Source organism: Achromobacter sp. 1011791174 (assembly GCF_059760925.1).
The window spans coordinates 20,195-35,121 of record NZ_JCBANH010000032.1 but is presented as its reverse complement, the minus strand read 5'-3'; the positions used below and the strand labels follow the sequence as shown (position 1 = coordinate 35,121).

Annotated in this window: 12 protein-coding genes; 7 read left to right on the top strand and 5 right to left on the bottom strand. The window is 68.2% G+C overall.

Annotation, left to right across the window (positions count from 1 at the left end; translation table 11 throughout):
- Positions 1–19: 19 nt before the first annotated feature.
- Positions 20–709 (bottom strand): lipoprotein-releasing ABC transporter ATP-binding protein LolD, encoded by a 690-nt coding sequence (lolD, locus tag AC6LJ5_RS13655; protein ID WP_103275033.1) that lies wholly within the window; start codon positions 707–709, stop codon positions 20–22.
- Positions 702–1,934, bottom strand: a complete 1,233-nt coding sequence (locus tag AC6LJ5_RS13650) for a lipoprotein-releasing ABC transporter permease subunit (RefSeq protein WP_498140748.1) — start codon at positions 1,932–1,934, stop codon at positions 702–704. Before AC6LJ5_RS13650 ends, lolD begins: the two co-directional genes overlap by 8 nt.
- 177 nt (positions 1,935–2,111) lie before the next feature.
- Between AC6LJ5_RS13650 and AC6LJ5_RS13645 the strand changes: the two genes are divergently transcribed.
- On the top strand, positions 2,112–3,053 hold the full coding sequence (locus tag AC6LJ5_RS13645) for a hypothetical protein (protein WP_498140739.1): 942 nt from the start codon (positions 2,112–2,114) through the stop codon (positions 3,051–3,053).
- The gene (gene recJ / locus AC6LJ5_RS13640; RefSeq protein WP_103275036.1) at positions 3,035–4,735 is read left to right on the top strand and encodes a single-stranded-DNA-specific exonuclease RecJ; all 1,701 of its coding nucleotides are present in this window, start codon (positions 3,035–3,037) and stop codon (positions 4,733–4,735) included. The genes AC6LJ5_RS13645 and recJ overlap by 19 nt, the downstream gene beginning before the upstream one ends.
- A gap of 193 nt (positions 4,736–4,928) precedes the next feature.
- Here recJ and AC6LJ5_RS13635 read toward each other — a convergent pair whose 3' ends face one another.
- A complete protein-coding gene (locus tag AC6LJ5_RS13635) occupies positions 4,929–6,239 on the bottom strand; it encodes an MFS transporter (RefSeq protein ID WP_498140738.1) in 1,311 nt (436 codons plus the stop codon).
- Between the two features lie 301 nt (positions 6,240–6,540).
- Here AC6LJ5_RS13635 and prfB point away from each other — a divergent pair.
- The 5 genes from prfB to AC6LJ5_RS13610 all read left to right on the top strand — a co-directional run bounded on the left by prfB (position 6,541) and on the right by AC6LJ5_RS13610 (position 11,803).
- Positions 6,541–7,645, top strand: a protein-coding gene (gene prfB, locus AC6LJ5_RS13630) for a peptide chain release factor 2 (protein ID WP_103275038.1) whose coding sequence is annotated in 2 segments (ribosomal slippage) — positions 6,541–6,621 and positions 6,623–7,645 — 1,104 coding nt in all. Because the reading frame shifts where the segments join, the coding sequence is not laid out codon by codon here.
- A gap of 41 nt (positions 7,646–7,686) precedes the next feature.
- Positions 7,687–8,442 carry an SDR family oxidoreductase gene (locus AC6LJ5_RS13625; RefSeq protein WP_103275039.1) on the top strand — a complete coding sequence of 252 codons (756 nt, stop codon included), beginning with the start codon at positions 7,687–7,689 and terminating at the stop codon, positions 8,440–8,442.
- A 9-nt stretch (positions 8,443–8,451) separates the two neighbouring features.
- Positions 8,452–9,975, top strand: a complete 1,524-nt coding sequence (lysS, locus tag AC6LJ5_RS13620; protein ID WP_498140737.1) for a lysine--tRNA ligase — start codon at positions 8,452–8,454, stop codon at positions 9,973–9,975.
- A gap of 16 nt (positions 9,976–9,991) precedes the next feature.
- Entirely contained in the window at positions 9,992–10,315 is a 324-nt protein-coding gene (locus tag AC6LJ5_RS13615; RefSeq protein WP_498140736.1) for a preprotein translocase subunit TatB, read from the top strand.
- 54 nt (positions 10,316–10,369) lie between these two features.
- Positions 10,370–11,803 (top strand): aminotransferase-like domain-containing protein, encoded by a 1,434-nt coding sequence (locus AC6LJ5_RS13610; protein WP_103275042.1) that lies wholly within the window; start codon positions 10,370–10,372, stop codon positions 11,801–11,803.
- A gap of 25 nt (positions 11,804–11,828) precedes the next feature.
- On the opposite strand, the gene AC6LJ5_RS13605 is transcribed toward AC6LJ5_RS13610, so the two are convergent.
- Both AC6LJ5_RS13605 and AC6LJ5_RS13600 read right to left on the bottom strand, forming a co-directional pair.
- Positions 11,829–14,111, bottom strand: a complete 2,283-nt coding sequence (locus tag AC6LJ5_RS13605) for an FdhF/YdeP family oxidoreductase (RefSeq protein ID WP_498140735.1) — start codon at positions 14,109–14,111, stop codon at positions 11,829–11,831.
- 129 nt (positions 14,112–14,240) lie between these two features.
- A complete protein-coding gene (locus AC6LJ5_RS13600; RefSeq protein ID WP_498140734.1) occupies positions 14,241–14,924 on the bottom strand; it encodes a TetR/AcrR family transcriptional regulator in 684 nt (227 codons plus the stop codon).
- Positions 14,925–14,927: the final 3 nt, after the last annotated feature.

Genomic DNA, 14,927 nt, shown 5'->3' with positions numbered 1-14,927 from the left:
ACCCACGGCGCGAAAACGATCAGCCTGAAACCAGGCGGCCGTTTTCCATCAGCAGCTGGCGGTCGGCGCGCGCCGCCAGTTCCGGATCGTGCGTGACGATGGCGAAGGCCGTGCCGGATTCCCGGTTCACGCGCGACAGCAGCTCGAACATATTGTGCGCGGTATGGCGGTCGAGGTTGCCGGTGGGCTCGTCGGCCAGCACGCAGGCCGGCCGCGTCACCAGCGCGCGCGCCAGCGCCACGCGCTGGCGTTCGCCACCGGACAGCTGGCCGGGATAGTGCTCTTCGCGCGCGGCCAGACCCACCATGCCCAGCACCTCGCGCGCGGCCGCGCGGGCCTGCTCGCGGTCCTGGCGCCGCACGATCAGCGGCATGGCCACGTTGTCCAGCGCCGAGAATTCCGGCAGCAGATGGTGGAACTGGTAGACGAAGCCCAGGCTCTGGTTGCGCAGCGCGCTCTTGCGCGCCTCGGACAGACCGACGGCCAGCTTGCCGTCCACCGTGACCGAACCGCTGGACGGCACGTCCAACAGGCCCAGGATGTGCAGCAGCGTGCTCTTGCCCGAGCCCGAGGCGCCGACGATGGCGACCATCTCGCCACGCGCCACGGTCAGGCTGACGTTGTTCAGCACGTCGATGCGCGTCGGCCCTTCGTCGTAGAACTTGACCAGCTGATCGGCCTGCAGCGCGGGGGTGGCGGAATCAATCATGGCGCAGCACCTGTGCGGGTTGCAGGCGCGAGGCGCGCCAGCTGGGATACAGCGTCGCCAGCAGCGACAGCACCAGCGAGGTCAGGCCGATGGTGACGATGTCGCTGACCTGCGGGTCGGACGGCAGCGCGCTGATGAAATACACCTCGCGCGGCAGGAACTGCACGCCCAGCAGGTGTTCGATGAAGGGCACGATCACGTCCACGTTGTAGGCGATCGCGATGCCCCCGGCCACGCCCAGCAGCGTGCCGATGACGCCGATCAACGCGCCCTGCACCAGGAAGATGCGCGCCACTTCGCCCGGCCCGGCGCCCAGCGTGCGCAGGATGGCGATGTCGGATTGCTTGTCCTTGACGGCCATCACCAGCGAGGACAGCAGGTTGAACGCGGCCACGGCCACGATCAGCGCCAGGATCAGGAACATCATGCGCTTTTCGGTCTTGACCGCGGCGAACCAGGTGCGGTTGTTGCGCGACCAGTCGCTGGCCATCATGTAGGGCGGCAGCACCTGGGCCAGCTCGGCGGCCACCTCGGGCGCCCTCTGCATGTCGGCCACGCGCAGTCGCACGCCGGCCGTGCCGCTGTCGCGGAACACGCGGGCGGCGTCCTCGTCGTCGACGAAGGCCAGCGAGGAATCGTATTCGTAGTGGCCGGAAGAGAACACGCCCACCACGGTGAACTGGCGCATGCGCGGCGCGAAGCCGGCGGGGCTGATCGAGCCTTGCGGCGCCATCATCATCAGCGTGTCGCCGACCTTCACGCCCATGCCGTCGGCCAGCTCGTTGCCCAGCACCACGCCAAAGCCGCCGGGCTTCAGGTCGGACAGCTTGCCCGTGACCATCTGCCTGGGCAGGTCGGACACGCCGCCCTCGGTGGCGGGATCGATGCCGCGCACCTGCACGCCGCGCAGCGCCTGCCCGCGCACCAGCATGCCCTGCGCCGCCACGAAGGGCGCGCCGGCCTTGACGGCGGGATTCTTCTTGGCGGCGTCGGCGTACTGCTGCCACTGGTCCAGCACGCGCTCGGGCGCGGCGCCGGGTATGTAGAGTTCGATGTGCGGCAGCACCGACAGCATGCGGTCGCGCACTTCCTTCTGGAAGCCGTTCATGACCGACAGCACCACGATCAGGGCGGCGACGCCCAACGCGATGCCCGCCATCGAACTCGCGGCGACGAAGGAGATGAAGCGATCGCGGCGGCCGCGTCGCTGGCGGATCCGGGCCAACCCGGCATAGCGGGCGCCGATCCAGAATTCGTAGGGTATTTTCAGCACGAGCGCATTATGGCATTAACGGCCAGGAAATCGGGGCCGCGGATGTGCGGTTCCAAGACCAGGCGTATCCACCTATGGCAGATGGCGGCGGGCCTTAGTTCCCGCCATCGCCAGACTACAATCCCGCCCATGCTGATCGTGATACCGGGCGCCCTGCCCGCCCTCCCCGTGGCCGCCGAGCTGGCCAAGCTGCTGCCCGAGCGCGCCCCCGCGCTGCACGTCTGGCTGCAGGCCGGCGCCGCGCGCGCCGAACCCTACGACCTGCGCGCGCACGGCTGCACCGCCTTCGAAGCCTGGCAGCTGCGCCGCGCCGGCCACCGGCCCGAGGCCGGCCTGCCCCTGGGCGCCGGCCTGGGCCCCTTGCTGACGCAGGACCAGCCGCAGGACGGCGAGCCGGTCTGGCTGGCAGAACTGGCACACCTGGCGCTGGGCGCGGACCAGGCCATGCTGGCCGATCCGGACCAGATGGACCTGCGCGCCGAGGAAAGCGCCGCGCTGTACGACACCGTGCGGCCGCTGTTCGACGGCACCGGCTTCGCGGCCGAGCCGCTGGACGCGCGCCGCTGGCGCCTGCGCCTGCCCGAAGGCTTGCGGCCGGCCACCGCCAGCCCGCTGGCCGTGGCCGGCCACCGGCTGAACGACTGGTGGAAGCAGGACGCCGAAACCCGTCCGTGGCGCCGGCTGCTCAATGAAATACAGATGGCCTGGCACGACCATCCGGTCAACGAGGCGCGCGCCGCGCGCGGCGTGGCGCCGGTCAACGCGCTTTGGCTGTACGGCGGCGCCCGCCCCTGGCGCATCGCGCCGCCCGGACAGGCGCTGATCCTGGACGGCCTGGACGCGCCGCAACGCGCGGGCGACTGGGCCGCCTGGCTGGACGCGCTGCCCGCGCTGGACGCGCAGCTGCGCGCCCGGTCCGGCAAGCAAGGCCTGCCCGACGCCCCGACCGAACTACTGCTGCTGGGCGACGACCGCAGCGTCGCCCTCACCCTGAAACCGCGCGGCAGCCTGCTAGGCTGGCTGCCCGCGCCCAAGAAGAACTGGAGCGCCTGGTGGTCTCACCCCGCTTGACCGTACGCCCCGCCAACCAGGACGCGCTGCGCGCCCTGCAGGCTTCGGGCATCCATCCCCTGCTGGCGCGGCTGTGGGCCGCGCGCGGCGTCACCCATCCCGACCAGACCAAGCTGGCCTGGCCCGCGCTGCTGCCGCCGGCCGGCCTGACCCATTCCGCGCACGCCGCCGGCGTACTGGCCGACGCCATCCAGGCCGGCCGCCGCCTGCTCATCGTGGCCGACTACGACTGCGATGGCGCCACCGCCTGCGCGGTCGGGCTGCGCGCGCTGTCGGCCATGGGCGCGGACGTGGACTTCCTGGTGCCCAACCGCTTCGAGACCGGCTACGGCCTGTCGCCTGCCGTGGTCGACCTGGCCGTGACCCATCGCAACGGCAAACCCGACATCATCATCACCGTCGACAACGGCATCGCCAGCGTCGACGGCGTGGCCGCCGCCAATGCCGCCGGCATCGGCGTGGTCATCACCGACCACCACCTGCCGGGCGACACGCTGCCCGACGCGCTGGCCATCGTGAACCCCAACCAGCCCGGCTGCGGCTTTCCGTCGAAGAACCTGGCCGGCGTGGGCGTGATCTTCTACATGATGCTGGCGCTGCGCGCCGAGCTGCGCCGGCGCGGCGTCTACGCGGCCGACGGCGGCCCCAGGCTGGACGCGCTGTCCGACCTGGTGGCGCTGGGCACCGTGGCCGACGTGGTCAAGCTGGACGCCAACAATCGCCTGCTGGTCACGCAGGGCCTGCAGCGCATGCGCGCCGGCCGCCTGCAACCGGGCCTGCGCGCCCTGTTCGCCGTGGCCGGCCGCGAGCCGCGCAGCGCCAATGGCTTCGATCTGGGCTTCGCGCTGGGTCCGCGCATCAACGCCGCCGGACGCCTGGCCGACATGAGCCTGGGCATCGCCTGCCTGACCACCGACGACGAGGCCCAGGCGCTGGAGATGGCGCGCGAGCTGGACAACATCAACCGCGAGCGGCGCACCATCGAGGCCGAGATGCGCGAACAGGCGCTGGCCGCGATGGAAGAGCCCAACGCCGCCGCCGGCGCCACCGTCTGCGTGTTCGACCCGGGCTGGCACCAGGGCGTGGTCGGCCTGGTGGCCTCGCGCCTGAAGGAGAAATTCTGGCGCCCCACGCTGGCCTTCGCGCCGGCCGGCGACGACGAGATCCGCGGCTCGGGCCGCTCGATTCCCGACGTGCACCTGCGCGACGCGCTGGACCTGGTATCCAAGCGCAACCCCAACCTGATCCGCAAGTTCGGCGGCCACGCCATGGCCGCCGGCCTGACGCTGGGCCGCAACGATTTCGCCGCCTTCGCCCCGGCCTTCGACGCCGCGGTGCGCGAGCTGACCGGCCGCGATTCGTTCGAGCCGGTCATCGAGACCGACGGCTCGCTCGAATCGGGCTACGCCAACGCGGAAGTGGCCGGTCTGCTCCAGCAACAGGTCTGGGGCGCCGGCTTCGCCGCGCCGCTGTTCCTGGACGAGTTCACCGTGCGCAACCAGCGCCTGGTCGGCGAAAAGCACCTGAAGCTGTCGCTGGAACGCGGCCAGCAACGCTTCGACGCCATCTGGTTTGGCCACGACCAGTCGCTGCCCGAACGCATCCAGGCGGCCTACCGGCTGGAGCAGAACGTGTGGAACGGAATGGTGTCGGTGCAACTGGTCATCGAACACGCTGAATAGTAGGCCCACCCCCGAGCGCTATGCGCTTCCCCCTCAAGGGGGCGCCACTGCGGACCGGCAAAGCCGGCTCCGCGCGGCCCCGGTCTGGGGGCGAGCGTCTTTCTAGGGACGTGAGGCGCTTGGCGCCGTCGGTTGCTTGAATGTGGTTGCCGCGGGCAGGCCGGATTTGGCCTTGCCCGCGGCTTGGGGCTGTCTACTTATTGACTAGCTTGGCGGGCTGCGCCAGCGCCACCAGCGCGCCGACCACCAGGCAGGCGGCCAGCATGTACAGGCCGGTGTTGGTGGTGCCGGTCATGTCCTTGAGCCAGCCGACCAGGTAGGGGCTGACGAAGCCGGCCAGGTTGCCCACCGAGTTGATCAGCGCGATGCCGGCCGCGGCGGCGGTGCCGCCCAGCAGCGCGGTCGGCAGGCTCCAGAACAGCGGCAGCACGGTGCAGATGCCGATGTTGGCCACGGTCAGCGCGACGATGGCCAGGACGGTGTTGCCGCTCCATACCGCCGAGAACAGCAGGCCCAGCGCGCCGAACAGCGCCGGAATGGCGACGTGCCAGCGGCGCTCGCGGTTGCGGTCGGAGTTGCGCGCGATCAGGATCATGCCGATGACCGCGAACAGGTTGGGCACCGCCGTCAACAGGCCGATGGCCAGCGGGCTCTGCACGCCGGTGGCCTTGATCAGCGTCGGCATCCAGAAACCAACCCCATACAGGCCCATCACGAACGAGAAGTAGATCAGCGCCATGGCCCAGACGCGCGGCTTGGCCAGCGCGGCGCGGATCGGCGGATCTTCCTTGTGCTGCTCCTCGGCGGCGATGTGGCGGATCAGCACGGCCTTTTCATTGGCGGTCAGCCACTTGGCCTTGTTGATGCGGTCGTCCAGCCACAGCAGCACCAGCACGCCGATGATGACCGACGGGATGCCCTCCAGCAGGAACAGCCACTGCCAGCCCGACAGGCCGTGGTCGCCATGGAAGGTGTTCATGATCCAGCCCGAGATGGGCCCGCCGATCAGGCCCGACATGGGCACCGCCGTCATGAAGAAGGTGGTGATGCGCCCACGCCGCGCGGCCGGATACCAGTAGGTCAGGTACAGGATGATGCCGGGGAAGAAGCCCGCCTCGGCCGCGCCCAGCAGGAAGCGCAGCGCATAGAACATGGGCACGCTGCTCACGAACATCATGCACGAGGAAATGAGGCCCCAGGTGATCATGATCCGCGCGATCCAGACGCGCGCCCCGACCTTGTGCAGGATGATGTTGCTGGGAATCTCGAACAGGAAGTAGCCGATGAAGAAGATCCCGGCGCCCAGCCCGTACACCGTCTCGCTGAATTGCAGTTCCTGCAGCATCTGCAGCTTGGCGAAGCCCACGTTGACGCGGTCCAGATAGGCCACGACGTAGCAGACCACCAGCAGCGGCACCAGCCGCCACCCCACCTTGCGGTAGATCCGGTCTTCCTCTGACGCCGGTACCGCCGGCGCCGTGCCGGGGGCCATGGTGTTTTCCATTGCTAGTCTCCTGTCCTCTGTCGGGATGCGGCTGGCAGCCGGCCAGCCTGGCGGCGCGCCCGGTCCGCCTTGGGAGCGGCCGGCGCCACGCCAGCCTAGAACCCGCCGATTGACAGAAAGCTGAACAATCCGCCGGACCGCGCGCAAACCCCTAGACGCCGCGCCAGGCCGTTCCCGCCGGGCGCCGCAACCCGACGCGTCGAGCGTATCCGTCCCCCTCCTTCGCCCTCCGCCCGCGGGTCGGCTCCATCCACGGTAAAATGCCCGGTTTCGCACAAAAGTCATCAGGATAGGATCAATCATGGAAGCCGAACGTCAGAACCAGCTCGCCGCCCGCCTCGCCGACTACGCGGAGCGCGAACAGGCTCTACGGAGGTATCTTTGACTACGATGCCAAAGCCGAACGCCTGCAAGTCGTAAACGCCGAGCTGGAAGATCCCTCGGTCTGGAACGACCCCAAGCACGCCCAGGACCTGGGCCGTGAGAAGAAAGCCCTGGAAGACGTGGTGGAAACGCTGACCGCGCTGGGTACCGGCCTGTCCGACTCGAACGAGCTGTTCGAGCTGGCCGCCTCGGACGACGACGACGCCACGCTCGAATCGATCGAGCTGGACGCCAACGGCTTCCAGGAAAAGCTGGAAGCGCTGGAATTCCGCCGCATGTTCTCGAACCCGGCCGACCCGCTGAACTGCTTCCTGGACATCCAGGCCGGCGCCGGCGGCACGGAAGCGCAGGACTGGGCCTCGATGCTGCTGCGCCAGTACCTGAAGTACGCCGAGCGCAAGGGCTTCAAGGCCGAAGTGCTGGAAGAATCCGAAGGCGAAGTCGCGGGTCTGAAATCCGCCACCATCAAGATCGAGGGCGAGTACGCCTTCGGCTACCTGCGCACCGAGACCGGCGTGCACCGCCTGGTGCGCAAGAGCCCGTTCGACTCGTCGGGCGGCCGCCACACGTCGTTCGCCAGCGTGTTCGTCTACCCCGAAGTCGACGATTCCTTCGAGGTCGAGGTCAATCCGGCCGACCTGCGCGTGGACACCTACCGCGCGTCCGGCGCCGGCGGCCAGCACATCAACAAGACCGACTCGGCCGTGCGCCTGACGCACATGCCGACCGGCATCGTGGTGCAGTGCCAGAACGACCGTTCGCAGCACCGCAACCGCGCCGAAGCCATGCAGATGCTGAAGTCCAAGCTCTACGAGCTGGAAATGCGCAATCGCATGGCCGAGCAGCAGAAGCTGGAAGACTCCAAGACCGACGTGGGCTGGGGCCACCAGATCCGTTCCTATGTGCTGGACCAGAGCCGCATCAAGGACCTGCGCACCAACGTGGAAATCTCCAACACCCAGAAGGTGCTGGACGGCGACCTGGACCCGTTCATCCAGGCCAGCCTGAAGCAAGGCGTCTGAGCGGCCCGTCCCTTACATCGATCGCATCCGGAGGTCCCTGAATGACTCACACCGTCGCCATCCTCACCGGCGCCTCGCGCGGCATCGGCGCCGCCATGGCGCGCCAGCTGGCCAAACCGGGCACGCGCCTGATCACGCTGGCCCGCCGCGAGGATCCCGAGCTGGCCGCGCACGCGCGCGCCCAGGACGCGCAGCTGGAGCAGCTGGCCGTGGACCTGTCCGACCTGCGTGCCGCCGAACAGGCCGCCGAACGGATCTGCGCCGCGCTGCCGCGCGACGCCAAGCGCTACCTGCTGATCAACAACGCGGGCACGGTGCATCCTGTGTCCGGCACCGACGCGCTGATCGACGGCCAGGCCATCGCCTCGGCCTTCAACCTGAACGTCACCGCCGTCATGCTGCTGACCGCGCGCTTCCTGGCCGCGGTCGAGGACCTTCCGGCCGACCGCCGCGTGCTGAACATCTCGTCCGGCGCGGGCCGCAATCCCAACGCCGGCTGGGGCGTGTACTGCGCCACCAAGGCGGCGCTGGACATGTACTCGCGCGTGGTCAAGCAGGAACAGGGCGAGACCGGCGCGCGCGTCGTCTCGCTGGCGCCCGGCATCGTCGACACCGACATGCAGGTCGCGATCCGCTCGAGCGACCCGGCGCATTTCCCCGCGCTGTCCAAGTTCCAGGAATTCCACGCCACCGGCAAGCTGTCCTCGCCCGCCAACGTGGCCACCCGCATCCTCGCCTACCTGGATCGCGACGATTTCGGCACGACTGAAATCGACGACATCCGCAATTACGACTGATCCCCCACCATGACCGACCACACGACCGCTCCGGCCACCGCCCAGGATGAAAACCGCTTGATCGCCGAACGGCGCGCCAAGCTGGCCAAACTGCGCGAAACCGGGGTCGCGTACCCCAACGACTTCGTTCCCGACGCCCGCGCCGCCGCGCTGCACGACAAGTACGACGGCCAGGAGCAGGAAGCCCTGGCCGCCAACCCTGTCACCGTCAAGGTGGCCGGACGCATGATGCTCAAGCGCGTCATGGGCAAGGCCAGCTTCGCCACGCTGCAGGACAGCAGCGGCCGCATCCAGATCTACCTGGAACGCGGCGCGCTGGGCGAGGACGTGTACGCGGCCTTCAAGCAATGGGACATCGGCGACATCATCGCGATCGAGGGGTCGGTCTTCAAGACCAACAAGGGCGAGCTGTCGGTGCATGCCACCACCGCGCGCCTGCTGTCCAAGTCGCTGCGTCCGCTGCCGGACAAGTTCCACGGCGTGGCCGACCAGGAACTGCGCTACCGCCAGCGCTACGTCGACCTCATCATGACCGACGCCACGCGCCGCACCTTCGAGGCGCGCAGCAAGGCCATGGGCAGCATCCGCCAGTTCATGCTGAACGCCGGCTTCCTGGAAGTGGAAACGCCGATGCTGCACCCTATCCCGGGCGGCGCCGCGGCCAAGCCCTTCGTCACGCATCACAATGCGCTGGACATGGAAATGTTCCTGCGCATCGCGCCCGAGCTGTACCTCAAGCGCCTGATCGTGGGCGGCTTCGAGCGCGTGTTCGAGGTCAACCGCAACTTCCGCAACGAAGGGGTCAGCCCGCGCCACAACCCTGAATTCACGATGATGGAGTTCTACGCAGCCTTCGCGGACTACCGCTGGCTGATGGACTTCACCGAAGAGCTGATCCGCCAGGCCGCCATCTCGGCCACCGGCAGCGCCGTGCTCACCTATCAAGAGCGCGAGCTGGACCTGTCCAAGCCCTTCGACCGCCTGACCATCTGCGAAGCCATCCTCAAGTACGCGCCCGGCTACACCCAGGCGCAGCTGGACGATGCCGCCTTCGTGCGCGCCGAGCTGAAGAAACTGGGCGCCGACGCCGACGGCCCGGTGCTGTCGCGCGCCGGCCTGGGCGCGCTGCAGCTGGCGCTGTTCGAGGAAACCGCCGAAGCCAAGCTCTGGAACCCGACCTACATCATCGACTACCCGGTCGAGGTTTCGCCGCTGGCGCGCGCGTCCGACGCGCGCGAGGGCATCACCGAGCGCTTCGAGCTGTTCATGACGGGCCGCGAGATCGCCAACGGCTTCTCCGAGCTGAACGACCCCGAGGACCAGGCCGAGCGCTTCCGTACGCAGGTCGAAGCCAAGGACGCCGGCGACGAGGAAGCCATGTACTACGACGCGGACTACATCCGTGCGCTGGAATACGGCATGCCCCCGACCGGCGGCTGCGGCATCGGCATCGACCGTCTGATCATGCTGCTGACCGACAGCCCCAGCATCCGCGACGTGATCCTGTTCCCGCACCTGCGCCGCGAGGACTGAGGCCGGGAACCGCGCCATGTTCTTCAAGATCCTGGTGCTGCTGGCGGTCGCCGCCGGGCTGGTCTACCTGATCAGGCAACCCCGGCGCGGCCAGGCCGCCGGCGCTTTTCACGCCGCGCCGGCGCGCCGCAAGCCGGCCTTCGTGGCGCTGTGCGTCGGCGCCGCGCTGTCGCTGCTGGCTTCGCTGATGAGCGCGGTGCTGTGGATGGGCGCGGTGGCCGGCGGCGTGACCGGCGGCGGCTATCGCGGCCAGGCCGACTACCTGCTGCCCGTGGCAGGGTGCCTGCTGGCGCTGGCCGTGGCCTGCGCGGTGGGTGCGTTCCTCAAGCGCAGGGGCTGACACCCGCCCTCCTCCGACTCGAGCAAGATTGCCTCCACGACCTCAAGGCAGCCCATGAAGCTCTACGAGAAGTTGGCGCGGGATATCGAAGGGCAGATCCTCAAGGGCGTCTATCGCGACGGCGAGCGCCTGCAATCGGTGCGAGAAACCAGCAGGCAGCGCCAGGTCAGCATCACCACGGTCCTGCGCGCCTATCTGCTGCTGGAAAGCCGCGGGCTCATCAAGAGTCGCCCCCAATCGGGCTTCTACGTGACTCCGCCCGCTGGCGAGCGCGCCCCGGCCGGCGGCCAGGCCGACACGGCACGGCCTATCGCCATTTCCTCCCCGGTCGACGTCAGTCGGCTGGTGCTGTCCACCTTGCGCACAATCTCGCAAGGCCACGCCATCCCGCTGGGCTCGCCCTATCCCGACCCCGCCGGCTTCGCCTTCGACAAGCTCGGCCGCTACGCCCATGCCGCGAGCAAGGACGCCTCGCTGAACGAGCTGCGCAACGCCCTGCCCCCAGGACACCCCCAGCTGCTGCGGCAGATCGTGCGGCGCCACCTGGACCAGGGCCTGGTCGTCGATCCGGCCGAGCCCATCGTCACCGTGGGCGCGACCGAGGCCATCAATCTGTGCCTGCAGGCCGTGGCCAGGCCGGGCGACGTGATCGCGGTGGAAACGCCCACCTTCTACGCGATGCTGCACGCCATCGAGCGCATGGGCATGAAAGTGGTCGAGGTTCCCACCGATCCGGAGCTGGGCATCGACGTGGACATGCTTGCCCGGCTGGCCCGCGAGCTACCCATCGCCGCCTGCATGGTGATGCCGAACTTCCAGAACCCGCTGGGCTTTCGCATGCCCGATGAGCGCAAGGCGGCGCTGGTCCGGCTGGCGACGGAACGCGACATGCCCATCATCGAGAACGGGGTCTGCAACGAGCTTTACTACGGCGACACGCCGCCCGGCACGCTCAAGGCCCATGACACCAAGGGCCTGGTACTGCACTGCTCGTCCTTCTCCAAGACCCTGACGTCCGTCTACCGCATCGGCTGGGCATTGCCGGGCCGCTACCGCGACCAGGTCGAGAAGCTGAAATTCCTGAACACGCTGACCACGCCCGCGATTCCGCAACTGGCCATCGCGGAATACCTGGAGCGCGACGGCTACGACCACAGGCTGCGGCGCATGCGCAAGGCCTACGCACAGCAGGCCGGCCTGATGCGCCACGCGGTGCACCGATGGTTCCCCGAAGGCACGCGCACCTCGAACCCGCAAGGCGGATACGTATTGTGGGTGGAACTGCCCGCGCCGATCGACGGCATGGAAATCTACCAGCGGGCGCTGGAGCGCGGCATCACCGTCGGGCCGGGCTACATGTTCTCGGTCTCCGACAGCTACCGCAATTTCATCCGGCTCAACTACAGCAGCCCCTGGTCGCGCGAGGTCGAGCAGGCGGTGGCCACCGTCGGCAAGATCGCCGCCAGCGCCCTGCGCGCCAGACGCTGACGGCGCGACTACTCTGCCCGGCGACTCAGGCCGCCTGCGCTGTCTCCTGGCGCAGGATGCGCACCGGAATCGACTTGTACGACGGCGTGCCGGACTCTTCGTCGATATAGTCCAGCGGCACCAGCACATTGGCTTCCGGATAATAGGCCGCCACCGATCCGCGCGCGATGTCGTACTCGATGACGGTGATGCCGCCCAGCCTGAGCGCGCGATTCGCGGAGATCGTCTGGATCTCGATCAGGTCGCCATGCTCCAGGCCGCGCTCGGCCATGTCGGCGGGATGCATGAACAGCACGTCCCGTCGGCCGAACACGCCTCGATAGCGGTCGTCCAGGCCGTAGATGGTGGTGTTGTACTGGTCATGGCTGCGGATGGTGATGAGGCGCAGCACATCATCGGCCCAGGGCTCGTAGTTCTCGCGCACGCCGGGAAACACCGAGAACATGGCCTTGCCCGAGGGCGTGGGCCAGCGGCGCTCGGTCGGCGGCAGAGGCATGCGGAACCCGCCAGGCACGCGGATGCGTTCGTTGTAGCCGTCGAAGCCGGGTATGGTGCGCTCGATCAGGTCGCGGATGCGGTCGTAGTCCGCCACCAGCCCGTTCCAGTCGACCTTGCTGTGATCCAGCGTCGCGGCCGCCATGCCGGCGACGATCGCCGGCTCGGAACGCAGCTGCGGCGACGCCGGGCGCAACCGGCCTGCCGAGGCATGCACCATCGACATCGAATCCTCCACCGTGATGGACTGCGCGCCGCTGGCCTGCATGTCCAGTTCCGTGCGGCCGATCACGGGCAGGAGGTAGCTCTCCTTGCAAACCAGCAGATGCGAACGATTGAGCTTGGTGCCCAGGTGGACGCTCAGGTCCAGTCGCCGCATGGCGGCGAACGCCTGCTCCGGATCCGGCATCGCCACCGCGAAATTGCCGCCCAGGCAGATCAGCGCCTTCGCCTCGCCCCGGGCCATGGCCTGCATGGTCTTGACCGCATCATGGCCATGCGCGCGCGGCGGCGTGAAGCCGAAAACCTCCTCGATCTTGTCGAGGAAGACCTCCGAGGGCTTCTCGGTGATTCCCACCGTGCGGTTACCCTGCACGTTGGAATGGCCCCGCAACGGACAGATGCCGGCGCCAGGCTTGCCGAAATTGCCGCGCAACAGCAGCAGGTCCGCGATCAGCCGCACGTTCCAGGTGCCGGTGTTGTGCTGCGTGAGGCCCATGCCGTAGGTGATGATCGTGGCATTGGACTTGGCATAGGCCTCGGCCACCTGCTCCAGCTGCGCCCGCGTCAGGCCGCTCTCCTTCTCGATCTGCGGCCATTGCGTCTCGGCCAGGTCGGCCGCCAGCGCCTCGTAGCCCTCGGTGTGCATGGCGATGAAATCGCGGTCCAGGATGCCGCCGCGCTGCTCATCCAGCTCCAGCAGCGCCTTCATGATGCCCTTGAGCGCCGCCGCGTCGCCGCCCGCCTTGACCTGGAAATAGGTCGAGGCGATCGGCGTGGAGCGGAACGTCGCCATTTCCAGGACGTCCTGCGGATCGGCGAAGCGTTCCAGCGCGCGCTCGCGCAGCGGATTGAAGACGATGATCGGCACGCCTCGGCGCGCCGCCTCGTGCAGGGTGCCCATCATGCGCGGATGGTTGGTGCCGGGGTTGTGACCCATCGAGATAATGAGCTCGGTCCGCTCGAAATCGTCCAGCGACACGGTGCCCTTGCCGATGCCGATGGACTGCGGCAGTCCCACGCTGGTGGCTTCGTGGCACATGTTCGAACAGTCGGGAAAATTGTTGGTGCCGTACTCGCGGGCGTATAGCTGAAACAGGTAGGCCGCTTCGTTGGACGCTCGCCCGGACGTGTAGAACTCCGCCTGGTCCGGCGAGTCCAGGCCTCGCAACACCTGGCCGATGCGCGCGAACGCCGCTTCCCACGACACCGGACGAAACTTGTCGCTGGCCGCGTCATAGGCCATCGGATGCGTCAGCCGGCCAAAGTTCTCGAGCTCGTAGTCGCTGAGTCCGAGCAACTCCGTCACCGTGTGCCGCTCGAAGAACTCGGGCGTGACCCGCTTGTTGGTCGCTTCCCAGGTGACGGCCTTGGCGCCGTTTTCACAGAACTGAAAGGTGGAGCGATGCTCCTTGTCGGGCCAGGCGCAGCCTGGACAATCGAAGCCGGCGGGCTGGTTGGTGCGCATCAGCACCAGCGGCGCCTCCAGCGCCGTCATCTGCTGGCGGACCGCCTGGGCGGTCGCCTTCAGGGCGCCCCAGCCGCCGGCGGGAGCATCGTACCTGCGTATGCCCGGAACCTCTCGCTTGCTCATGACTGCCTCCTTAGCACCTTGCGCGCTCATTGACCTTGATGTTGGTTAATGTAATGAGTCGCCGATGACAAAAAAGAGTACAGATTGACGTCCCTGGAACGAGCACAGTTGCGTTTCCGGAATCATCCCCTAGCGCGGACGTTGCACTGCGCCATCGCCTGGCGGCGCCAAGGGCCATTTCCCCACTCCCGCTGGCAGCGCCGGCAGGCAGGCCTGCAACATCGCCTCGATGAAGGCATCCGGCGCCAGCCTGCCGCCCGGTCGATACCATTGCACCGTCAGGTTCATGCTGCCCAGCACGCAGCGCTTGATCACACGCGCGTCGCCGGCCAGCAGGCCGGCGTACACGGCAGCGGCCACCGTTTCCTGCCACATCCCTTCGTAAAGATCGCTCAGGACCTTGACGCCGCGCTGGCTCTGAGCCGACAGGCTGCGCCATTCATAGACCAGCGCATTCATCGCATCCCCGCCCGCGCCGTGCAGCATGCTCCACATATGCACGCGGAACAGCGCGGCCAGCCGGTCCGCCGGCGCGGCATAACGCGCCAGCGCCTGCCGGCCATGGTCCAGCACCTCCTGGATGCCGTTGTCCATCACCGCGACCAGGATCTCCTCCTTGCTGCGGAAATGATGGAACAGGCTGCCGGATTGCAGCCCCACGGCCTTCGCCAGTTCGCGCACCGTGGTGCGTTCATAGCCGTGTTCGCGGAACAGGCGTCCGGCGGTCAGGATCACCTCGCGGCGACGCGCAGAGTCCGGGCCTTCGTCGCGCGCCGCGCCGCGGATGTCCGGATCGTCGTCCCGCTTGTCCATGTT

Coding starts and splice junctions, on each gene's coding strand:
- AC6LJ5_RS13605 (WP_498140735.1), bottom strand. CDS start 14,111: ATGAGCAAGCGAGAGGTTCCGGGCATACGCAGGTACGATGCTCCCGCC.
- AC6LJ5_RS13615 (WP_498140736.1), top strand. CDS start 9,992: ATGTTCTTCAAGATCCTGGTGCTGCTGGCGGTCGCCGCCGGGCTGGTC.
- lysS (WP_498140737.1), top strand. CDS start 8,452: ATGACCGACCACACGACCGCTCCGGCCACCGCCCAGGATGAAAACCGC.
- AC6LJ5_RS13625 (WP_103275039.1), top strand. CDS start 7,687: ATGACTCACACCGTCGCCATCCTCACCGGCGCCTCGCGCGGCATCGGC.
- AC6LJ5_RS13600 (WP_498140734.1), bottom strand. CDS start 14,924: ATGGACAAGCGGGACGACGATCCGGACATCCGCGGCGCGGCGCGCGAC.
- AC6LJ5_RS13645 (WP_498140739.1), top strand. CDS start 2,112: ATGCTGATCGTGATACCGGGCGCCCTGCCCGCCCTCCCCGTGGCCGCC.
- AC6LJ5_RS13610 (WP_103275042.1), top strand. CDS start 10,370: ATGAAGCTCTACGAGAAGTTGGCGCGGGATATCGAAGGGCAGATCCTC.
- lolD (WP_103275033.1), bottom strand. CDS start 709: ATGATTGATTCCGCCACCCCCGCGCTGCAGGCCGATCAGCTGGTCAAG.
- AC6LJ5_RS13635 (WP_498140738.1), bottom strand. CDS start 6,239: ATGGAAAACACCATGGCCCCCGGCACGGCGCCGGCGGTACCGGCGTCA.